Annotated in this window: 21 protein-coding genes and 1 pseudogene; 16 read left to right on the plus strand and 6 right to left on the minus strand. The window is 63.0% G+C overall.

Going from position 1 to position 19,632, the window contains the following annotated elements; translation table 11 throughout:
* The first annotated feature begins 3 nt into the window (after positions 1 to 3).
* The 3 genes from ACOZK4_RS03630 (at position 4) to ACOZK4_RS03640 (ending at position 4,183) form a co-directional block, all read left to right on the plus strand.
* A complete protein-coding gene (locus ACOZK4_RS03630) occupies positions 4 to 1,350 on the plus strand; it encodes a nitric-oxide reductase large subunit (protein WP_313526136.1) in 1,347 nt (448 codons plus the stop codon).
* Between the two features lie 121 nt (positions 1,351 to 1,471).
* Complete coding sequence (locus tag ACOZK4_RS03635) at positions 1,472 to 2,275, plus strand: CbbQ/NirQ/NorQ/GpvN family protein (RefSeq protein ID WP_313526133.1); 804 nt, start codon at positions 1,472 to 1,474, stop codon at positions 2,273 to 2,275.
* A 9-nt stretch (positions 2,276 to 2,284) separates the two neighbouring features.
* A complete protein-coding gene (locus ACOZK4_RS03640; protein ID WP_421590483.1) occupies positions 2,285 to 4,183 on the plus strand; it encodes a nitric oxide reductase activation protein NorD in 1,899 nt (632 codons plus the stop codon).
* Between the two features lie 58 nt (positions 4,184 to 4,241).
* On the opposite strand, the gene hemN is transcribed toward ACOZK4_RS03640, so the two are convergent.
* Entirely contained in the window at positions 4,242 to 5,594 is a 1,353-nt protein-coding gene (gene hemN / locus ACOZK4_RS03645; RefSeq protein ID WP_313526125.1) for an oxygen-independent coproporphyrinogen III oxidase, read from the minus strand.
* A 225-nt stretch (positions 5,595 to 5,819) separates the two neighbouring features.
* Between hemN and ACOZK4_RS03650 the strand changes: the two genes are divergently transcribed.
* Genes ACOZK4_RS03650 through ACOZK4_RS03665 form a run of 4 tightly spaced genes read left to right on the plus strand, consistent with a single transcriptional unit; the run spans position 5,820 to position 8,305 of the window.
* On the plus strand, positions 5,820 to 6,101 hold the full coding sequence (locus ACOZK4_RS03650) for a DUF2249 domain-containing protein (protein WP_313526122.1): 282 nt from the start codon (positions 5,820 to 5,822) through the stop codon (positions 6,099 to 6,101).
* Between the two features lie 25 nt (positions 6,102 to 6,126).
* Positions 6,127 to 7,485 (plus strand): hypothetical protein, encoded by a 1,359-nt coding sequence (locus ACOZK4_RS03655; RefSeq protein WP_313526119.1) that lies wholly within the window; start codon positions 6,127 to 6,129, stop codon positions 7,483 to 7,485.
* Positions 7,485 to 8,000, plus strand: a complete 516-nt coding sequence (locus ACOZK4_RS03660) for a DUF2249 domain-containing protein (protein ID WP_421590486.1) — start codon at positions 7,485 to 7,487, stop codon at positions 7,998 to 8,000. Before ACOZK4_RS03655 ends, ACOZK4_RS03660 begins: the two co-directional genes overlap by 1 nt.
* Positions 8,001 to 8,005: 5 nt before the next feature.
* The gene (locus tag ACOZK4_RS03665; RefSeq protein ID WP_421590488.1) at positions 8,006 to 8,305 is read left to right on the plus strand and encodes a metal-sulfur cluster assembly factor; all 300 of its coding nucleotides are present in this window, start codon (positions 8,006 to 8,008) and stop codon (positions 8,303 to 8,305) included.
* Between the two features lie 40 nt (positions 8,306 to 8,345).
* On the opposite strand, the gene ACOZK4_RS03670 is transcribed toward ACOZK4_RS03665, so the two are convergent.
* Positions 8,346 to 9,563 carry an NnrS family protein gene (locus ACOZK4_RS03670; protein ID WP_421590490.1) on the minus strand — a complete coding sequence of 406 codons (1,218 nt, stop codon included), beginning with the start codon at positions 9,561 to 9,563 and terminating at the stop codon, positions 8,346 to 8,348.
* 216 nt (positions 9,564 to 9,779) lie between these two features.
* On the opposite strand from ACOZK4_RS03670, the gene nirK reads away from it, so the two are divergent.
* The 9 genes from nirK to ACOZK4_RS03715 all read left to right on the plus strand — a co-directional run bounded on the left by nirK (position 9,780) and on the right by ACOZK4_RS03715 (position 17,612).
* Complete coding sequence (gene nirK, locus ACOZK4_RS03675; protein ID WP_313526108.1) at positions 9,780 to 10,922, plus strand: copper-containing nitrite reductase; 1,143 nt, start codon at positions 9,780 to 9,782, stop codon at positions 10,920 to 10,922.
* Positions 10,923 to 11,053: 131 nt separating this feature from the next.
* The gene (locus ACOZK4_RS03680; protein ID WP_421590492.1) at positions 11,054 to 11,968 is read left to right on the plus strand and encodes an SUMF1/EgtB/PvdO family nonheme iron enzyme; all 915 of its coding nucleotides are present in this window, start codon (positions 11,054 to 11,056) and stop codon (positions 11,966 to 11,968) included.
* Positions 11,969 to 12,039: 71 nt separating this feature from the next.
* A complete protein-coding gene (locus tag ACOZK4_RS03685) occupies positions 12,040 to 12,735 on the plus strand; it encodes a Crp/Fnr family transcriptional regulator (protein WP_313526104.1) in 696 nt (231 codons plus the stop codon).
* Between the two features lie 250 nt (positions 12,736 to 12,985).
* A complete protein-coding gene (gene napE / locus ACOZK4_RS03690) occupies positions 12,986 to 13,177 on the plus strand; it encodes a periplasmic nitrate reductase, NapE protein (RefSeq protein WP_313526101.1) in 192 nt (63 codons plus the stop codon).
* Between the two features lie 10 nt (positions 13,178 to 13,187).
* Positions 13,188 to 13,688: a ferredoxin-type protein NapF gene (napF, locus tag ACOZK4_RS03695; RefSeq protein ID WP_421590495.1), complete on the plus strand. Its 501-nt coding sequence runs from the start codon at positions 13,188 to 13,190 to the stop codon at positions 13,686 to 13,688.
* Positions 13,681 to 13,965, plus strand: coding sequence for a chaperone NapD (locus ACOZK4_RS03700; protein WP_313526095.1), 285 nt, complete (start codon positions 13,681 to 13,683; stop codon positions 13,963 to 13,965). The genes napF and ACOZK4_RS03700 overlap by 8 nt, the downstream gene beginning before the upstream one ends.
* On the plus strand, positions 13,940 to 16,444 hold the full coding sequence (gene napA / locus ACOZK4_RS03705; RefSeq protein ID WP_421590497.1) for a periplasmic nitrate reductase subunit alpha: 2,505 nt from the start codon (positions 13,940 to 13,942) through the stop codon (positions 16,442 to 16,444). Before ACOZK4_RS03700 ends, napA begins: the two co-directional genes overlap by 26 nt.
* Positions 16,414 to 16,905 (plus strand): nitrate reductase cytochrome c-type subunit, encoded by a 492-nt coding sequence (locus tag ACOZK4_RS03710; protein WP_313522993.1) that lies wholly within the window; start codon positions 16,414 to 16,416, stop codon positions 16,903 to 16,905. The genes napA and ACOZK4_RS03710 overlap by 31 nt, the downstream gene beginning before the upstream one ends.
* Before the next feature lie 2 nt (positions 16,906 to 16,907).
* Entirely contained in the window at positions 16,908 to 17,612 is a 705-nt protein-coding gene (locus ACOZK4_RS03715) for a cytochrome c3 family protein (protein ID WP_313523150.1), read from the plus strand.
* 494 nt (positions 17,613 to 18,106) lie between these two features.
* Here ACOZK4_RS03715 and ACOZK4_RS03720 read toward each other — a convergent pair whose 3' ends face one another.
* The 4 genes and pseudogenes from ACOZK4_RS03720 to ACOZK4_RS03735 form a co-directional block, all read right to left on the minus strand.
* Positions 18,107 to 18,559: a hypothetical protein gene (locus ACOZK4_RS03720; RefSeq protein WP_313523162.1), complete on the minus strand. Its 453-nt coding sequence runs from the start codon at positions 18,557 to 18,559 to the stop codon at positions 18,107 to 18,109.
* A gap of 58 nt (positions 18,560 to 18,617) precedes the next feature.
* Positions 18,618 to 18,812: pseudogene (locus tag ACOZK4_RS03725) on the minus strand (hypothetical protein); the annotation flags it as partial.
* 19 nt (positions 18,813 to 18,831) lie between these two features.
* Positions 18,832 to 19,005, minus strand: coding sequence for a hypothetical protein (locus ACOZK4_RS03730; RefSeq protein WP_313522994.1), 174 nt, complete (start codon positions 19,003 to 19,005; stop codon positions 18,832 to 18,834).
* A 79-nt stretch (positions 19,006 to 19,084) separates the two neighbouring features.
* Positions 19,085 to 19,546, minus strand: coding sequence for a hypothetical protein (locus tag ACOZK4_RS03735; protein WP_421590500.1), 462 nt, complete (start codon positions 19,544 to 19,546; stop codon positions 19,085 to 19,087).
* Positions 19,547 to 19,632: the final 86 nt, after the last annotated feature.

Genomic DNA, 19,632 nt, shown 5'->3' on the forward strand with positions numbered 1-19,632 from the left:
GACATGAAATATCAAACGCAAAAGGTCGCGATGCTGTACTTCTACGGCGCGCTCGGCCTGTTCCTCGCCCAGGTGCTCTTCGGCGTCGTGGCCGGCACGATCTATGTGTTGCCCAACACGCTGTCCGAACTCTTGCCCTTCAATATCGTGCGCATGATCCACACCAATGCGCTCGTCGTCTGGCTGCTCATGGGCTTCATGGGGGCCACCTACTACATGATCCCCGAGGAGACCGAGACGGAGCTGTACAGCCCCAGGCTCGCGGTCGCGCAGTTCTGGATGTTCTTCGTCGCGGCCGGCCTCACGGTCGTCGGCTACATGTTCCGCATCCATGAAGGCCGTGAATTCCTCGAGCAGACCTTCATCGCCAAGGTCGGCATCGTCGTGGTCGTGCTGATGTTCCTGTTCAACATCACCATGACGGCGCTGAAGGGCCGCAAGACAACGGTCATCAACATCCTGCTTTTCGGTCTTTGGGGGCTGGCGCTGTTCTTCCTCTTCGCCTTCTACAACCCGGCGAACCTCGCGCTCGACAAGATGTACTGGTGGTACGTCATCCATCTCTGGGTCGAAGGTGTCTGGGAGCTGATCATGGCCTCGGTACTCGCCTTCCTGATGATCAAGCTCAACGGCATCGACCGCGAAGTCGTGGAGAAGTGGCTCTATGTCATCGTCGGCCTGGCGCTGTTCTCGGGCATTCTGGGCACCGGCCACCACTACTACTGGATCGGCGCACCCGGCTACTGGCAGTGGATCGGCTCGCTGTTCTCGACCTTGGAAGTGGCGCCCTTCTTCACCATGGTCATCTTCACCTTCGTGATGACCTGGAAGGCCGGCCGCAACCATCCGAACAAGGCAGCGCTTCTATGGTCGATCGGCTGCTCGGTCATGGCCTTCTTCGGCGCCGGTGTCTGGGGCTTCCTGCACACGCTGTCGTCGGTGAACTACTACAGCCACGGCACGCAGATGACGGCTGCCCACGGACACCTCGCCTTCTTCGGTGCCTATGTGATGCTGAACCTCGCCATGATGGCCTATGCCATCCCGGAGATCCGCGGTCGCCAGCCCTACAATCAATGGCTCTCGATCATCAGCTTCTGGATCATGTGCACCGCCATGTCGGTCATGACCTTCGCGCTCACCTTCGCGGGCGTTGTGCAGATCCACCTCCAGCGCGTGCTCGGCGAAAGCTTCATGGACGTGCAGGACCAGCTGGCGCTGTTTTACTGGGTCCGCCTCGGCTCGGGCGTCGTCGTGCTCGTGTCGGCGCTGATGTTCATCTGGGCCGTGCTGGTGCCTGGCCGTGAGCGTACCGACAGCCTCACCCGGATGGTCCAACCGGCCGAGTGAGCGCTGGCCGGCCCCGTCATCCCGCGGGGCCGGCACCTTCTTCCTCGCAAGCAATTCCAGCAAAAGTGCATAGCGGTTTTGCGTCCGGAATTGCGCAAACGCTTATGACTTGGAGATCGAAATGACCGTCATGCTCAAGGCCGCCCGCGCGGACATTCCCGCCTACAGCCCTTCCGGCAACGAATGCGAGCTGTTCGAAAAGGCGTGGGTGCGCCAGCTTCCGCTTCTCCTGAAAGGCCCGACCGGCTGCGGCAAGACCCGCTTCGTCAGCCACATGGCGGCAAAGCTCAACCTGCCGCTCTCGACGGTCTCCTGCCACGATGACCTCTCGGCCGCCGATCTGACCGGCCGCTATCTGCTGAAGGGCGGCGATACCGTCTGGGTCGATGGTCCCCTGACGCGGGCCGTGCGCGAGGGCGGCGTGTGTTATCTCGACGAGATCGTCGAGGCGCGCAAGGACGTCGCCGTCGTGCTGCATCCCCTGACAGACGACCGTCGCATCCTGCCTTTGGAGCGCACTGGCGAGGTGCTGGAAGCGCCTGTCGGCTTCATGCTCGTCGTTTCCTACAATCCCGGCTACCAGAATCTTTTGAAGGCCCTGAAGCCTTCCACGCGTCAGCGTTTCGTCGCCATCGAGTTCGATTTCCTGCCCAAGGCGGCGGAGATCACCGTGGTTGCCACGGAAAGCGGGTTGGACGAGGCGCGTGTGGCGCCGCTCGTCGCGCTGGCGCACAGGCTGCGCGCGCTGAAGGGCCATGATCTCGAAGAGGGCGTCTCGACGCGCCTGCTCGTCTATTGTGCCTGCCTTATTGACAGCGGCATGAGTGCGCGCGAGGCGGTACGCGCGGCGATGATCGAACCGCTCACCGACGAACCCGATGTGCGCGCCGCCCTTCTCGAAATCGCCGATGCGATGATCCGGTGAGGTCTGATCATGCTGGATTTTCTGGAGCTTGAGGAGACCGTCGGCCGTGCCTGGCACCGGCTGGTCGGCAATATCGGCAGCTGGCCGCGTCATCCGGATCAGGCGGTACGGCTGGAGGATATCCGCCCGGTGCTCGCCGTCTGCTTTCGCGGCTTCGGCGGGGAGGGCGCGGTGCAGATCGCGCCGGCGCGTGGGCGCACCTCGACGCACCGGTTGCGGTTGCGCCAGCGCATGGGGCTCGGCGAGGAGAAGCTGGTGCAGCCCGGCCGCGACCACGCGACCGTCATGCTTCCCGGCGCAATCGACCTTTTTCCCGAACGCGCGCTCAACCGCGATCTCTATGTCTGGCTCGCCGCCGCGATGGCCTTGATGCCGCTCGAGCCGGTTGCCGAGAGCGATCCACTGCTGCGGGACCTTGCCATTCTCCAGCGCGCGGAAGCGACGGTGAAAGCGGTGCTTGTGGCCTTTCCCGGCCTAGCAAGGCGCTACCGCCGGCTTTCGTCCGCCATGCTGGACGCGCGCCAGCACCGCCCGCTTCCCTCCGTCGAGCGCCATGTCGAGAACCGCATTCTCAGCCTCTTGCGCAAAGGCGCGGGGCTTGCCGACGAGACGCTGCCCGTGATTTTCCCGCATCGCGCACCGGCCGGCTATCTGCCGATGCTTCCCGTGCCGCTCTGGCCGGATGCACTGTGGCGCGAGGAGGGTGAGGGACGCGGTGAGGAAGACCAGCCGGCCGCCGGGGCAAACCCCGACGCACCGGAAACGGAGCGTCATGTGGCGCTGCGCGAGAAGGCGGAGAACCGCAAGAGCGAGCGCATTCCCTTCATTCTCAACCGCTTCGAGAAGATTTTGGCGATGGCCGAGATGGTCAATGTCGACCGCCCCGGCGACGACAGCGACGACCACGATTCCTCGGCGGCCGATGAACTCGACGACATGACGCTCGGCGAGCGCAAGGGCCGTCCCGCCGCACGCTTCCGCTTCGATCTCGACCTGCCGCCGGAAGCGCTCGACCGCACACGGCTGACGGGCGAGTTCACCTATCCCGAATGGGATTATCGCACGGCCACCTATCTGCCGGACCATTGCCGCGTGCTGGCCGCGCCCGCGCCGGATACGGCCGAGGTGCCCGAGGCCGATGCCGATACGAAAAGCCTGATCCGCCGCGTGCGCCGGCAATTCGAGGCGCTGCGGCCGCGCCATGAAATGCTGCGCGCACAGCTCGATGGCGCCGAACTCGACCTCGATGCCGTGGTCAGGGCGCGCAGCGATCTCGCCGCCGGCGGGCAGGGCAGCGACCGCATCCACCTGGTGAGCCGGTCGCAGGCGCATGACCTCGCCGTCACCATTCTTGTGGACGTGTCGCTCTCCACCGATGCGTGGTTCGAAAACCGCCGGGTGCTCGACGTGGAGAAGGAGGCCCTGCTGGTGCTGTCCCATGGCCTTGCCGCCTGCGGCGACAGCCATTCCATCCTCACCTTCACGTCGCGCCGCCGCTCCTGGGTGCGCGTCGAGACGGTCAAGGATTTTGGTGCGCCGATGGGACATGGCGTCGAGGCGCGCATCGCCGCGCTGAAGCCCGGTTTCTACACCCGCATCGGCCCGGCGATCCGCCATGCGGCAGCGACGCTGCGCGAACAGCCGAACCGCCGCAAGCTGCTGCTGATCCTGACGGACGGTAAGCCCAACGATGTCGACCACTACGAGGGCCGTTTCGCGCTGGAGGACAGCCGCCGCGCCGTCAATGAGGCCCGGCGGACCGGCCTCAGCGTCTTCGGCGTGACGGTCGATCGGGAGGCGCAGGCCTATGTGCCGGCGATCTTCGGCCGCAACGGCTATGCCATCGTCAGCAATATCGCCCGGCTGCCAGCGGCGCTGCCGGCGATCTATCGCGGTCTTGTGGGATAGAGGACACGGGATCTGCGAGAAAGGCCCGGCGTGCCGCACCACGCCGGGCCTTTTGCATTCAGGCGGCCTTGCTGTGCGTGCGGGCCGACTGATCAATATAGGCATCGAAGGCGGCGGCGACGGCGCGGATGATGAAACGATGGTCCTGCCGCACCGTGACCGTGCCGCCTTGGATATCGACCGCGCCATCTTGGGCGAGCGCTGTCAGCCGCGCATTGCCGTCGAGGAGAGGAGCCGCATCGAAACCGTGACGGGCGGCGATGGTGGTGATGTCGGCGCGGAAATCGCACATCAGCCGCTCGATAATCGCGGCGCGCAACCGGTCTTCGGCGGTCAGCCTATAGCCCTTGACGGTGGCCAGCCGACCCGAGGCGATGCGCTGGGCATAGAGGCCGGGCGGCACCTCGTTCTGGACATAGCCATCCGGTGTACGGCCAATGGAGGAGGCGCCGAAACCGATCAACGTGTCGCAGGCATCCGTCGTATAGCCCTGGAAATTGCGCCGCAGCCGGCCGCGTTTTGCGGCGATCGCGAGATCATCGCTCGGGAGCGCATAATGGTCGAGACCGATGCGGACATAGCCGGCGGCAACGAGCGTTTCGGCAATCGCCTCGGCCTGCACGGCGCGTGCGGCGGCGTCCGGCAGTGCGCGTTCGTCGATCAGCCGCTGGTGCTTCTTGAAGGAGGGGATGTGGGCATAGCCGAAGACGGCGAAACGCTCCGGCCGCATGGCGACCGCCGCCTTCGCCGTGTCGATGCAGGATTGCACCGTCTGGTGCGGCAGGCCGTAGATGAGGTCGAAATTGATGCCGCCGACGCCGGCCGCGCGCAGCCGGGCCACGGCCTCGGCGGTCTGCGCCTCGCTCTGCATGCGGTTGATCGCCTTCTGCACGACGGGGTCGAAACTCTGCACGCCCAGGCTCGCGCGGGTGACGCCCGCCTCGCCGAGCGCTGCCGCCATCTCCGCCGTCAGCGTGCGCGGATCGATCTCCACAGCGATCTCCGCGCCGGTGACAAGACCGAAGCGGGCGCGCAGGAGACCGATGATATCGCGGAACTCTTCCGGCTGCATGATCGTCGGCGTGCCGCCGCCGAAATGGATGTGCCGGACCTTGATGCGGCTTTCCACACGGTCCGAGACGAGGCCGATCTCCTGCCGCAGCATGTCGAGATAGTCGAGGATGGGCGCGTCCTTCTGGGTGATGGTGGTGTGGCAGCCGCAATACCAGCACATGGACCGACAGAAGGGGATGTGCAGGTAGAGCGAGGCTTCCGTGCCCGGCTTGATGCCGGAGAGCCAGTCGCCATAGGTGCCGGCGCCAACGACGGGGGCGAAGGCGGGCGCGGTCGGATAGCTCGTATAACGCGGCAGCCTCGCCTCGCCGTATTTCTCGATCAGGGCCTGTTGCATGGCGCGTTCCTTTCCGTGTGTCGATTGCCGAAACGGTAGGAGCGGCAGGCACCCCTTTCTTTGCGAAAAGCCAAGCAACGGGGCAGAAGGCCTGAAAATCGTCAATTGTTTGCGCAGGGTCAAAGTGCCCGGCGGCGCGCAGGGTTAGCGTCAGGTGGTTCCGGTCGGGTCGGGCCGTGCCCTTCCGGAACGGTATCGGAACGGCCGGGACGGAAACACCAAACCATGTCTGAGACCCTGGACAAGCCCCTGATCGACGTGCGCACCATTCCGCCGCGCGAACGCCATCCGCGCATTTTCGGTATGCTAGGCGCCCTGATGCCCGGCAAATCCATGCTGATCACCAGCGATCACGATCCGCGGCCGCTGCACTATCAGCTCGAAACCAATTTCCCCGGCCAGTTCGGCTGGGATTATCTCGAGCAGGGTCCGGAAGTCTGGCGCGTCGAGATCGACCGGTTGGAAGACGGCGGCAGCTGCGATTGCTGCTGCGGCGCAGAACACTAAGTCAGGCGCGGCGAAGGAAACCGACATGCCGGGCGCAACCCTCTCCCGCTGGACCATGTCCTACTTCGCCGCCGCCTGCCTCATGCTTTTGTTGGGGCAGGGGCTGATGGTTACCGGTTACGGCTACCCCTTCGCCGATCCTGGCGCGCCGGAAACCCTTGTCGTCGTCCATCTCATCGCCATCGGCTGGCTCAGCCTGCTGATGGCCGGCGCTCTGCTGCAATTCGTTCCCGTGCTGATCGCCCGGCCGGTCGTCGGTGCCCGCTTTGCCGCGCCCGCCCTGCTATTGTTGCTCGGCGGGTTGGGCTGCCTTGTGGCCGGGTTCGTTGCATTGTCCGGAGCATTGGACCTGTCGCTTGCCCTGCTGCCTGTCGGCGGCGTGATGCTGTTGGCGGGTTTCGGCCTGTTTGCTGGCATTCTTGCCACTACGCTGTTTTCAGCGCGACCTCTGCCGCTTCCCGCCCGCTTTGTTGCCACCGGTCTTGCCGCGCTTGTTGGCGCAGCCCTCATCGGTTGCGCTTTCACTGCGGCGTTGTCCGGCCTCGCGGAAAGTTCATTATTCGACCGGCTCGTCGCTGACGGCGTCGCGCTGCATGCCGCTCTTGGCCTCGGCGGTTGGCTGAGTGCGACGGCGGTCGGTGTGAGTTATCGGCTGTTTTCGATGTTCCTGCTGGCGCCGGAGGTTGAGCGTTCGACCAGCCGCGCCACCTGGTGGAGCGCAAGCGTGGCTGTCGGGCTTGTTGTCGTGGCGGTGGTCTTCGTGCTGTCCGGATTGTTCGGTAGTACGCTGCTTTTGGCCGCCGCGCTGCTGCTGACGCTGATGGCCGTGATGCTCTACGGCGCGGATGTTCTGTACATCTATCGCGGGCGAAAGCGCAAGCAGGCGGAACTGAACATTCGCGCGAGCTTCGCGGCACTTGGCCTGTTTGCCCTGTCTATTCTCTTTCTTAACGTGCCCGCCTTCAGGGCTGGCGACATGGTGGCGGCGGTCGTCTACCTGTTCGTTTTCGGCTGGCTCACCGGGCTCGGCCTTGCCCAGCTTTACAAGATCGTCGCCTTCCTCACCTGGCTTGAGGCCTATGGTCCTGTCCTGGGCCGCGTGCCTGTGCCGCGGGTGCAGGATCTCGTCGATGAGCGCCATGCGCTTGTCCTGTTTCGTCTCTACTACGGTGCCGTCGGCGTCGCGGCGCTCTCCCTTGCTGCCGGAACAACCGGCTTTTTCCGGATGGCCGTCGCAGCACAGCTTTTTGCGACGCTCTGCCTGATCCGCGAATTCATCCGGGCGCGCCGCCTGTCCATCGTCCCGGCCGCCCTGCGTGCGCCTGCCGGCATGGTGCGGCCGCACCTCTTTCTGCCTCTATCCGCTTTCCAAGGAGATAAATGATGTCCGAGATTACACCGAAGGTGCTCGACGTGCGGCCGATCCTGCGCAGCGGCGGCGAGCCGTTCCAGGCGATCCTGCAGGCTGTTCAAGATCTGCGACCCGGGCAGGCGCTGACGCTGCTTGCCACGTTTCGTCCGCAGCCGCTGTTTCGTGTGATGGAAGGGCGTGGCTTCGACCATGAAGCCCGCGAGATCGACGGCGGCGACTGGGAGGTGCGGTTCACGCCGAAGAAGGAGACGGTGCCGGTCGAGACCTCCGTCGATGCCGACCGCCCCGAGACCTGGCCGGATCCTTCAAAACATCTCGACCTCACCGATCTCGACCCGCCGGAGCCGATGGTGCGTATTCTCGCCGCCGCCGAGGCGCTGGAACCGGGTGACGTGCTCTTCGCCGTGCTGGCGCGCGAACCGCTGTTCCTCTTCCCGGAACTGAGCAAGCGCGGCCACCAATGGGCCGGCAATTTCGACGAGACGGGATCGGCCTATCGCATCCTCGTGCGGATCGGGGAGGCTTGACGGCGATGAACGAGACAGACAAGGCCACGTTGACCGAGTACATCCGCACGGCGCTGCGCATGATCATCGATCCCGAAATCGGCAAGAACATCGTCGATCTCGGTCTGGTCTACGATATCGTGGTGGAGGAGGGCGGTGTCGTCTACGTCACCATGACCACGACGACACGCTTCTGCCCGGCGACGGATTTCCTCAAGGAGGCGGTGCAGGCCTGCGTCTGGTATGTGCCGGGCGTCGAATATGCCGAGGTGCGGCTGACCTACGAGCCGCCGTGGACGCCCGAGATGATGTTGGACGTTGCCTGAAAACAAAACGGCCCGGAGAGAACCTCCGGGCCGTTTCGTTTCAGAGTGGTGCGCGGCGTTTTCGCGCGAGGATCGGCGCGTATTCCAGGCAATAGAGGCCGAAGGCGGCAATCCAGAGCAGGCCCGAGGTGGCATAGACGGCGCGGCTGAGGTCCGGCAGGATTTCCGCGAGCGGGCGCACCAGTGCGCAGAGGATGAGAGCGGCATAGGAGGAGACCGTGATCTTCGAGGCGACCAGGGTGCGGCCGGTATGGCCAAGGCTTGCCCGGGTCATGACCGCCAGCATCATGCAGGCGATGGCGCCGACCGAGAGCAGATGCAGCACCGAGCGTTCTTCGAGATATCCTGATGCACTAAGGCTGATCGCCAAGAGGCCGAGCGGAATGAAGATGTAGGCGATGTGCAGGATGACGAGGATCCGGTCCCGCGCCACCGTCCAGCCGCGCCAGCGGTGCAGACGGATGCAATGGAGGGCGGCGGCGGTCATGCCCGCAGCAGCGGTTGCCGGGTGCGCCGGCAGGACGGCCCAGAGGCCGAGCGCGCCGGTGCCGGCGAGGATCGCGATCATGTCGTAGCTGTTGTAAGGCACCGGAAAGTCGGTGCGGCCGAACTTGTTGAGCCAGTTGCGCGTAAAACTCGGAATGATGCGTCCGCCGACAATCATGACCAGCACGACATAGGCGGCGACGGCAAGCCGGATCGCCATAGGATCATGCCCACCGTGAATGGCCGCCACGTGATAGAGCGCGTTGGCGAGCGACAGGGCAAGCAGCCCGGCCAGGACCTTCAGGTCCTTCCATTTGCGCCCGGCCACGACCTCGCGCGTGCAGATAGCGAGCAGAACGGGCAGGAAGAGCGCATCGATGGTGGCGGCAACGGCAACACCGATCGTATCGGAGCAGAAAAGCGCGATGCGCCCGGCGCACCAGAGCGCGAAGAGGCCCGCCAGCGGCCAGCCGGACACCGGCAGGCGCCCCGTCCAGTTCGGCACGGCCGTCAGCAGGAAACCGGCGAGCACCGCGGAGGCGAAGCCGAACAGCATTTCATGCGCGTGCCAGTTCGGCGCGCCATAGGTTTCGGCAATCGTGATGTGGCCGGTGATCGCGGCGATCCACAGGCCCATCGCCGCGATAGCCCAGAGCGCGCCGCCGAGAAAGAATGGCCGGAACCCATAGGAGAAGAGCACCGGTCCGGTGCGGGAAAGGCCGCGTGGCACGGGGCGGCTGACGGATGGACTGACGGGGGGATTTGCAGACATTGATGTCACTTTCCTTTGCAATCGTCAGCTGTTTCTAGGGCTTCCATCGGGCGCTTTCTTTGCGAGATGGCAAAGAGCAAATCAGCATCTGCCAAAATGCCGCAGCAGCCGGAAGGGCCTGTTTGTCCCATCACAAAGAGGTTGGCGCGAATGCTCCTAGAACAGAGAGGACCGGGCGATAGACATCGCTCTGTCCTTTCGAAAAGGAGAAATTCAATGACCGAGCAGTTTGAGATGACCCGCCGCACGATCCTCGGCGGTGCCGCGTTTGCCGGCGTCCTGACGCCGATCATTGCGGCGTCGATGGCCCGCGCCGAAGGCGGCGCGATCGAAACGAACGCCGCGGCGACCGCGGCCGATATCGCAAAGCTGGAGCGTGTGAAGGTCGAGCTCGTCAAGCCGCCCTTCGTGCATGCCCACACCCAGAAGGCCGAAGGTGGCCCGAAGGTCTATGAGTTCACCATGACGATCGAGGAAAAGAAGATGATCCTCGACGACAAGGGCACGGAAGTGCACGCCATGACCTTCAACGGTTCGGTTCCCGGCCCGCTGATGGTGGTGCACCAGAACGATTATGTCGAGCTGACGCTGATCAACCCCGAGACCAACGAGCTGCAGCACAATATCGACTTTCATGCGGCAACCGGCGCGCTCGGCGGCGGCGCGCTGACGGTGGTCAATCCCGGCGAACGCACCGTGCTGCGCTTCAAGGCCACCAAGGCAGGCGTCTTCGTCTACCATTGCGCACCTCCCGGAATGGTGCCTTGGCACGTCACCTCGGGCATGAACGGTGCCATCATGGTGCTGCCGCGCGAAGGCCTGACCGATGGCCACGGCAAGGAGCTGACCTATGACCACATCTACTATGTCGGTGAGCAGGACTTTTATGTCCCCCGTGATGCCGAGGGCAACTTCAAGAAATATGCCAGCGTCGGCGAAGCCTATGACGATACGCTGGCGGTCATGCGGACCCTCACCCCGAGCCACATCGTCTTCAATGGCGCCGTGGGCGCACTGACGGGCGATAATGCGCTGAAGGCCAAGGTGGGCGACAGGGTGCTCGTCGTTCATTCGCAGGCCAACCGCGACACCCGCCCGCACCTCATCGGCGGCCATGGCGACTATGTCTGGCAGACCGGAAAGTTCCATAATCCTCCGGATGTCGACCAGGAGACCTGGTTCATTCCGGGCGGCACGGCGGGCGCGGCCTACTACACCTTCCAGCAGCCGGGCATCTACGCCTATGTGAACCACAACCTCATCGAGGCCTTCGAGCTCGGTGCCGCCGGCCACTTCGCCGTCACCGGCGACTGGAACGACGATCTTATGACCTCGGTCACACCGCCCAGCGGCGCCTGACATCGTCGGACAATGGTGCGCCCGTTCATGGGACGGGCGCGCTCCCGGATCGCAAGGCTGCGATCCCCATACCAATCGGCGCCCGTCCCGGACGTCGAACGATCGTCCGGGCGAGGTGCGAGGAGGCCGCCATGGCTGCGCTGACATCGAAACCCGGCATTCCCCTGAAATCGCTTGCCATTCCCGCCCTGTTGCTGGCGGCACTTGCCGGCACGGTCGCGATCAAGGCTGATCTTATCGGCGCTGCGCCTGCCGGTCCCGTGCTCGACGAGCCGCTGACGGTGGAGATCGCGCCGCGCAGTTTCGACTATCGCGACAGCGGCGAGTTCTTCCGCAACGGCTTTGCCGTCGATGGGCCGGTGAAGAGCGTCACCGTGCGCCGCCCGCTCACCATCATGAAATATCAGGTGACGGCTGCGGACTATGGCCGCTGCGTGGCCGACGGCATCTGCCCGGCGGCCGAGCCGGGCTTTGCGCCTCACGATGCCACCACGACGCCGGCGACCGGCGTCAGCTATGACGATGCCATCGCCTATGCCGGCTGGCTGAGTGCGCGCACCGGCGAGGTCTGGGTGTTGCCGACCGATCAGGATCTCGCCTTCGCCGCCGGCTCGCGGTTTCCCGATGATGCGCTCGGCGTCGATATCAACAGCACCAATCCGGCCGATCGTTGGTTGGCCGACTATAACCGCGAGGCGGCACGCAAGGCGTCGCGCGATCCGGTGCCGCAGCCCCTCGGCCGTTTCGGCGAGAATGAATACGGCTTTGCCGATTTCGCCGGGAACATCTGGGAGTGGACGGCGACCTGCAACCGGCGCGTCAATCTCGACAAGGCTGGTGCCGTCGTGAACGACGTGTCGTCCTGCGGCATCTATGTCGCAAGCGGCAAGCACCGGGCGGCGCTGAGTTCGTTCGTGCGCAACCCGAAGGGCGGCGGCTGCGCGGTCGGGGTTCCGCCCGACAATGTCGGCTTCCGGCTGGTCAAGGATACGCACTGGTATGCGCCGCTCTTTGCCAGGCTGAGAGAGAAGGGACTTGCGTTCTGAACTTTTTACCAGCGGAGAGGCGTGATAGAAGCCGGGTGCGCCGATGAAGGCGCACGCAAAGGGACACGATTGTGAAGATTGACCGGACCGTTGTCCGGTCGCTTGCCCTGTTCGACAGGATGAGCGACGAGGACCTAGACAGGCTGCTGAACCATGCGACCGCGCGCCGCGTGCCGCAAGGCGATGCCGTCTTCGAGCAGGGTCAGCAGGCGGTGAGTTTCTTCCTCCTGCTGCACGGTCGCCTGAAGGTGACGCAGGTGACGGAGGACGGTCAGCAGATCATCGTGCGCGTCGTGCATCCCGGCGACCTCTTCGGCTTTGCCAAGGCCTTGCAGCGCTCCGACTATCCGGGCACCGCGAAGGCTGCGACGGAAAGCGTCATCCTCGGCTGGCCGACAGATCTCTGGCCGCATTTCGTGGAGCAAAACCCCCGCCTCGCCGTCAGCGCCATGCAGACGATCGGACAGCGGCTGGAAGAAGCCCATACCCGCATCCGTGAAATGTCGACGCAGGAGGTGGAGCGCCGCGTGGCGCATGCCGTGCTCAGACTCTCCAAGCAGGCCGGTCGCAAGGAAGGCGAGGGGGTGCGTATCGACTTCCCGATCTCCCGGCAGGACATTGCAGAAATGACCGGCACGACGCTGCACACCGTCTCGCGCATCCTGAGCGCCTGGGAATCACAGGGTCTCGTCGAGGGCGGTCGGCAGAAGCTTCTGGTGCGCGATATGGCGGGCCTTGCCGCTCTCGCGGATGGCGGCCGCGACTGACGGTTCGGTGTTTATTTTACCTAGTCATTATTCAGTAATTGCTGAATTATTTTGCTTATAAAATTATTTATCTTAAATTTGTTGTATTTTTCGAGAGTGTTTCATGGCGTCGGTGTATTTCCGTCGATGTGTCCGGAATTGACATTGCGCAAACAGAATCATGATTAAAGAAGTATAGTTTATTATTCTTTCTTTCTGCGGGATGGGTGCTAGTATCGCGGCAATGAATTGTCGCCGGAGGTAAGCATCCTTGTCCGACGTCTTGACAGATCATCCCCCGCCGCCCGCGCCGAAATCCAGCCGGCGCCGCGAATTGCTGACATTCTTCATCCTGGCCTTCGGCATCTGGCCCATCCTCGCCGTTGGTATCGTTGGGGGGTATGGCTTCCTTGTATGGGGCTTCCAGATCATCTTCGGGCCACCCGGCCCGCCTGGCCATTGAGGGGGTGGCCATGCGACAGGAAGCACTATCCCGGCGTGATTTTCTGAAAGGCAGCAGGCGGAGCGTGGCCGCCTCTATCCGGCCGCCCGGCATGCTGGATGCGGCGCTCGCCGATTGCACCGGCTGCGGTGCCTGTGTCGAACAGTGTCCGACCGGTATTGTCAACCTCGTCGACAACCTCCCTGTACTCGATTTTGCCGCAGGCGAATGCACCTTCTGCGGTGCCTGTGCGGAGCACTGTCCCGAGCCGGTCTTTTCCGAGGGCGCGGCGAACCGCTTCGATCACGTCGTCGCCATCGCCACGTCCTGTCTGCCGTTCCAACGGGTTGATTGCCAGGCCTGTCGGGATGTCTGTCCCACCGGCGCGATCCGGTTTCGTCCGGTGCTTGGCGGTCCCTTCGTGCCGGAGCTGGTGGCGGAGGCCTGCACGGGCTGCGGCGCCTGTATTTCCGTCTGTCCCGTCGGCGCGGTTTCGATCGCGCCACGGAGCACGGAGGCCGCCTATGTCTGAGCGGCGGCAACATCACATTTCCAGTGCGGTCATCGCCACCAGATCCGGCGGGATCGACGGTGTGCTGGCAGCCCTTGCCGGCTTCGACAATATCGAGGTGCACGGCGCGGACAAGGGCAAGATCGTCATCGTCATCGAGGGACCGTCGACCGGGGTGCTGGGCGATACGCTGATGCGCATCTCGCTCCTCGACGGTGTGATCGCGGCAAACATGGTTTTCGAACATGTCGACATGGAAGGGGACGAGGCTGATGGGCAGCGAACTGACGCGGCGTGACATCCTGAAGGCCCAGGCGGCGGGCGTCGCTGCGGCGGCGGCCGGCATTGCACTGCCGGCGGCCGCCCAGCCGGTGCCGGGCGGCGTGAGCGCGCTCGAAATCAAGTGGGACAAGGCGCCGTGCCGGTTCTGCGGCACGGGCTGTGGCGTCATGGTGGGCGTCAAGGAAGGCAAGGTCGTCGCCACACATGGCGACATGCAGGCCGAGGTCAATCGCGGCCTCAACTGCATCAAGGGCTATTTCCTGTCCAAGATCATGTACGGCTCCGACCGCCTGACGACGCCGCTTTTGCGCAAGCGTGACGGCGCCTATGCCAAGGACGGCGAGTTCGAGCCGGTGACCTGGGAAGAAGCCTTCGACGTGATGGCCGAGCAGGCCAAGAAGGTGCTGAAGGAAAAAGGTCCGACGGCGCTCGGCATGTTCGGTTCCGGCCAGTGGACGATCTTCGAAGGCTATGCCGCGACCAAGCTGATGCGCGCCGGCTTCCGCTCGAACAATCTCGACCCGAATGCCCGCCACTGCATGGCCTCCGCCGCCGTCGCCTTCATGCGCACGTTCGGCATGGACGAGCCGATGGGCTGCTATGACGATTTCGAACATGCCGACGCTTTCGTGCTCTGGGGCTCGAACATGGCGGAGATGCACCCGATCCTGTGGACCCGCATCGCCGACCGGCGGCTCGGCCACGACCATGTGCGCGTGGCGGTGCTCTCCACCTTCACCCACCGCAGCATGGACCTGGCCGATATCCCGATGGTCTTCAAGCCGGGCACCGACCTCGTCATCCTCAACTACATCGCCAACCACATCATCCAGACTGGGCGGGTGAACGAGGACTTCGTGAAGAGCCACACGAAGGTCGTGCGCGGCGTCACCGACATCGGCTATGGCCTGAGGCCGGATAATCCGCTGGAGGTAAAGGCGGCGAACGCCGCCGATCCCGGCAAGACGGAACCGATGGACTTTGAGGCCTTCAAGGCTTTCGTCGCCGAATACACGCTGGAAAAGGCCGTCGAGATGACCGGCGTCGAGGCCGGTTTCCTCAAGCAGCTCGCCGAGCTCTATGCCGACCCTGATCGTAAGGTCATGTCGCTCTGGACCATGGGCTTCAACCAGCATGTGCGTGGCGTCTGGGCCAACCAGATGGTCTACAACCTGCATCTCTTGACGGGCAAGATTTCCGAGCCGGGCAACAGCCCGTTCTCGCTGACCGGCCAGCCGTCGGCCTGCGGCACGGCGCGCGAGGTCGGCACCTTCGCCCACCGCCTGCCGGCCGACATGGTGGTGACCAATCCCGAGCATCGCAAGCACGCGGAGGAGATCTGGCGCATTCCGCATGGCATCATCCCGGAGAAGCCGGGTTACCATGCGGTTCAGCAGGACCGCATGCTGCGTGACGGCAAGCTCAATTTCTATTGGGTGCAGGTCAACAACAACGTCCAGGCCGGCCCGAACACCTCGAACGAAACCTATCAGGGCTACCGCAATCCCGAAAATTTCATCGTCGTCTCGGATGCCTATCCGACGATCACCGCGATGAGCGCCGATCTTATCCTGCCCGCTGCCATGTGGGTGGAAAAGGAGGGGGCCTACGGCAATGCGGAACGGCGCACCCATGTCTGGCACCAGCTGGTGCAGGCGCCAGGCGAGGCGCGCTCCGACCTCTGGCAGTTGGTGGAATTCTCCAAGCGCTTCACGACCGACGAGGTCTGGCCGGCGGACCTTCTGGCTGCGAACCCCGATTACAAGGGAAAAACGCTCTATCAGGTGCTCTATGCCGACAGCGATGTCGCGAAGTTCCCGATCAGCGAGGTCAAGCCCGAGCATGCCAACAACGAGGCCCAGCATTTCGGCTTCTACATCCAGAAGGGCCTGTTCGAGGAATATGCCGCCTTCGGCCGCGGCCATGGCCATGATCTGGCGCCCTACGACACCTATCACGAGGTGCGCGGCCTGCGCTGGCCGGTCGTCGACGGCAAGGAAACGCTGTGGCGCTACCGCGAGGGCTACGATCCCTATGTGAAGCCCGGCGAAGGGGTGAAATTCTACGGCAACAAGGATGGCAGGGCGGCGATCATCGCCGTGCCCTACGAGCCGCCGGCGGAATCGCCCGATGCCGAATTCGATACCTGGCTCGTTACCGGCCGCGTGCTCGAGCACTGGCATTCCGGCTCGATGACGATGCGCGTGCCCGAACTCTTCAAGGCATTTCCCGGCGCACGCTGCTTCATGAATGCCGACGATGCGCGCAAGCGCGGCCTCAATCAGGGCTCGGAAATCCGCATCATCTCACGGCGCGGCGAAATCCGCTCGCGTGTCGAGACGCGCGGGCGAAACCGCATGCCGTCAGGCGTGATCTTCGTGCCGTGGTTCGATGCCAGCCAGCTCATCAACAAGGTCACGCTCGACGCCACCGATCCCATCTCGAAACAGACGGATTTCAAGAAATGCGCAGTCAAGATCGAACCCGTCGCATAACCCTTCCCAGAGGATGGGTACTGGCCGCGCTCAGCGCCGCCGTGATCGCCACCAGCGCCATGGCGCAGATGGTGCCGCAGCTTTCCGGTCCTGACGGAGACAAGATGCAGGAAGTGCCGGCCGATCCGCTGCCGAAGTGGATCGTCGACGATATCAGGCGCATGCGCGCCTATCCCGAGCAGCCGCCGATCATCCCGCATTCGATCGACGGCTACCAGCTGTCGGTCAATGCCAACCGCTGTCTGTCCTGTCACAAGCGTGAATTCTCGCAGGATGCCGGCGCACCGATGATCAGCGTCACTCACTATATGACCCGTGAGGGCCAGATGCTCGCCGACGTCTCGCCGCGGCGCTACTTCTGCACGGCCTGCCATGTGCCGCAGGCGGACAGGAAGCCGCTTGTCGGCAATACGTTCAAGGACATGAGCGAACTCGGCGTCACCGGTGCGGGAAGCGAGTGATGATGGCACGCATCAAGGCAATCCTCCTCTGGGTCTGGACCATTCTGACGACGCCGGCTGCGACCCTCAGCCTCGCCTTCCTGACACTCGGCGGCTTCGTCGGCGGCGTGATGTTCTGGGGCGCGTTCAACACGGCGCTGGAATTGACCAATACGGAGAAGTTCTGCACCTCCTGTCACGAGATGAAGGACAACGTCTATCAGGAGCTGACCAATACGGTGCACTTTACCAATCGCTCCGGCGTGCGCGCCTCCTGTCCAGATTGCCACGTGCCACATCAATGGACCGACAAGATCGCCCGCAAGATGCAGGCGTCGAAGGAGGTCTGGGGCAAGATCTTCGGCACGATCAACACCCGCGAAAAATTCCTCGCCAAGCGGCTGGAGCTTGCCAAGCACGAATGGGCGCGCCTGAAGGCGAATGACAGCCTGGAATGCCGCAATTGCCATTCCGCCGTGGCGATGGACTTCACAAAGCAGACGCAGCGCGCCGCCGACATCCATTCGAAATATCTCCTGCCGGGCAAGGCGACCTGCATCGACTGCCACAAGGGCATCGCCCACGAACTGCCGAATATGAAAGGTGTCGAGCCTGGCTGGAAGATGCCTAAGGAATTGGAAGGCCAGGAACTGCCTGCAGCTTCGAATGACGCCATCGGAGATTTGCGTAGGGCTGTCGCGAGCGTACACGGGGTGGCGACGTTTTGAAAGCTGCCTTCCGTGGGAAAAGACCATCTGAGTGCTAACGCGCTTCTCCCTCCGAGTTCAAGGCCTGTCCTTTGATTAGCAAGTGGCCGTCCGGGATCAATAAATCGATTGTATGACTTGCTGGTTGCTTCTGCTCAAGCGTTACTTTGGCACAAGTTGATTATGGCCAGGACGCTTGGCAAGGGCTACGATTGCGTGCCTCGAAGGTTGCCGACGAGGGATCCTCAGTTTGCCGGACGGCGGTAAGGATCGTCTTACTGTGATGTGCGCAAGTTGCAAACCCGCATAAGTGTCGACAGACGAATTATAGGGCGTGTCTGGCGGCGCCGTCGATGAACCTTGAGGATTGGTCAGTAGTCAACAGGATGATTAAGGTATGTGATGGGGTCACCAGTCGGCGAGCGGTTCCATAATAGAACTTATACAATGTTATAACGTAACGTTATGCCGAGTTAGCGAGCTGCCGATAATTGATCAATTCGAACATGCTGCTCTCACTTCGTGCCCGGAGGTTTGGCCTGGTGACTAGGCATGTTGCAAAGGATCTGTTCCGTGGTATCCGCTATCAGTTGATCATCCACTTTCGCGTCCTCGAAACCACCACGCACTCGCGTCAGCCCGTAGGCCTCGCAAACCTTGGTCGAAAACAGGCGATGTAGCTCTTGCGTGTCGTCGATGTCGAAGGATTGGACCTGGCCGGCGGTAATGATGAAGACCTCGTGAGGTTCGAGTCCGCTATTGTCCACGAGCACGACCTCGTCCACGACCTTCAGGGCTTCGGATAGCTTGGCCAGCGATCCCCTATGCCGCCTCCGGATGTCGTCCTCAGGAATGTCGTGGCCGCCCTTGAGCACGCGCTGCCTGACGCGCTCGATGTTTGTCTCGACAGAATCCAGGGCCGTGTAATAGAGGCCTACCGTGAACCCCGCCGCCTTTGCATCGCGCATCAGCCGAAGCGACTGCTGGCTGCTGGCTGCTCAAGGTTGTCTCGAAGACGAACGATTGCCGAGTTTCGATCATATCGGCAATCTTTCGAAGCGCGGCCTCTGAAGCTCGCCGTTCCTTCGATTTGCCGTCGTCGGTGTTGGGCAGAACCCTTGCGATTTCGTCAGCGTTGATCCACTCGCCTTCGAGGTTCAGCTTGGGGAAAGCGGAGGACTTGCCGGAGCCGTTAAGCCCTGCGAGAAGGATACACGACAATTCCGGCGTGAAACAATTGCTACCTCACGGTAGCGGGAGCGCGATTTTTACGCTCGGATTTCGCCTGCATATTTGCCTCGTTCCGGCGATCCTTAGCGGAAATCGTAAGGCCCAGGCGGCGGCTCTCTGTAAGCGCTTCCCGGCCGATCTGCTTGAGGGCATCCTTGTTTTCACGGTACTTCTTCAGCAGCATGATCGATCTCCTTTCTGCGGAGGAATATAGCGCTTCACGATCTCGGCTGCAAATAGATGTCGATCGAGCGGGACATGCATCATGTCGGTTTGCAGACCAACGGCCGAAGCTCCTGAACGACGCCCGTCTTCGGCGACAACATCGCGCCGATCCAGTTATCCGAAAACACCCCTGCCCCGTCGGCCGGTGAAAGCCAGATCACCTCGTTCGTATCGAGTTCGATCTTCACCTCGCTCCCGATCGGGCTGCCGGCGACCGTCTGGGCATAGTGCCGCTTGATTGGATGAACCGCCCCCTTCTCATCCGTCAGCCTGTTTTCGCGATAGTCGAGGGCGAGTTCGCCCTCCTCCGCTACCATCGCGCAATCCACCGAACGCTCGCACCGAATGACCGACGAGAACGCGCAGGTCCAGTTGAGGCTCGTCGGCCACATCGGGTTCTCGCCCGCATGTGCGGCCGAAGCAATCATGAGGAAAACGGAAGCAGCGAAAGACTTCATGCCTGCAATGCCCAGATGTGGCGCCGGCAGCCCTGCGGCCATCCGGCGATCAATTTCATAGGTCGAGTAATTAAATATAGTTTATGTTTTGGCAACCATTTTAGCGAGAAAATGGGTTTCGTCCATGC

The sequence above is a fragment of the Shinella sp. M27 genome, from assembly GCF_049199905.1.
Taxonomy (GTDB): domain Bacteria; phylum Pseudomonadota; class Alphaproteobacteria; order Rhizobiales; family Rhizobiaceae; genus Shinella.

Excerpts from the sequence above, each read along its gene's own strand:
- ACOZK4_RS03700 (WP_313526095.1), top strand. The coding sequence starts at position 13,681 with ATGTCTGAGCGGCGGCAACATCACATTTCCAGTGCGGTCATCGCCACC.
- ACOZK4_RS03640 (WP_421590483.1), top strand. The coding sequence starts at position 2,285 with ATGCTGGATTTTCTGGAGCTTGAGGAGACCGTCGGCCGTGCCTGGCAC.
- hemN (WP_313526125.1), bottom strand. The coding sequence starts at position 5,594 with ATGCAACAGGCCCTGATCGAGAAATACGGCGAGGCGAGGCTGCCGCGT.
- ACOZK4_RS03635 (WP_313526133.1), top strand. The coding sequence starts at position 1,472 with ATGACCGTCATGCTCAAGGCCGCCCGCGCGGACATTCCCGCCTACAGC.
- nirK (WP_313526108.1), top strand. The coding sequence starts at position 9,780 with ATGACCGAGCAGTTTGAGATGACCCGCCGCACGATCCTCGGCGGTGCC.
- ACOZK4_RS03650 (WP_313526122.1), top strand. The coding sequence starts at position 5,820 with ATGTCTGAGACCCTGGACAAGCCCCTGATCGACGTGCGCACCATTCCG.
- ACOZK4_RS03710 (WP_313522993.1), top strand. The coding sequence starts at position 16,414 with ATGCGCAGTCAAGATCGAACCCGTCGCATAACCCTTCCCAGAGGATGG.
- ACOZK4_RS03730 (WP_313522994.1), bottom strand. The coding sequence starts at position 19,005 with ATGCTGCTGAAGAAGTACCGTGAAAACAAGGATGCCCTCAAGCAGATC.
- ACOZK4_RS03655 (WP_313526119.1), top strand. The coding sequence starts at position 6,127 with ATGCCGGGCGCAACCCTCTCCCGCTGGACCATGTCCTACTTCGCCGCC.
- ACOZK4_RS03665 (WP_421590488.1), top strand. The coding sequence starts at position 8,006 with ATGAACGAGACAGACAAGGCCACGTTGACCGAGTACATCCGCACGGCG.
- napF (WP_421590495.1), top strand. The coding sequence starts at position 13,188 with ATGCGACAGGAAGCACTATCCCGGCGTGATTTTCTGAAAGGCAGCAGG.
- ACOZK4_RS03735 (WP_421590500.1), bottom strand. The coding sequence starts at position 19,546 with ATGGCCGCAGGGCTGCCGGCGCCACATCTGGGCATTGCAGGCATGAAG.
- ACOZK4_RS03720 (WP_313523162.1), bottom strand. The coding sequence starts at position 18,559 with ATGCGCGATGCAAAGGCGGCGGGGTTCACGGTAGGCCTCTATTACACG.
- ACOZK4_RS03680 (WP_421590492.1), top strand. The coding sequence starts at position 11,054 with ATGGCTGCGCTGACATCGAAACCCGGCATTCCCCTGAAATCGCTTGCC.
- napA (WP_421590497.1), top strand. The coding sequence starts at position 13,940 with ATGGGCAGCGAACTGACGCGGCGTGACATCCTGAAGGCCCAGGCGGCG.
- ACOZK4_RS03670 (WP_421590490.1), bottom strand. The coding sequence starts at position 9,563 with ATGTCTGCAAATCCCCCCGTCAGTCCATCCGTCAGCCGCCCCGTGCCA.
- ACOZK4_RS03715 (WP_313523150.1), top strand. The coding sequence starts at position 16,908 with ATGGCACGCATCAAGGCAATCCTCCTCTGGGTCTGGACCATTCTGACG.
- ACOZK4_RS03660 (WP_421590486.1), top strand. The coding sequence starts at position 7,485 with ATGTCCGAGATTACACCGAAGGTGCTCGACGTGCGGCCGATCCTGCGC.
- ACOZK4_RS03630 (WP_313526136.1), top strand. The coding sequence starts at position 4 with ATGAAATATCAAACGCAAAAGGTCGCGATGCTGTACTTCTACGGCGCG.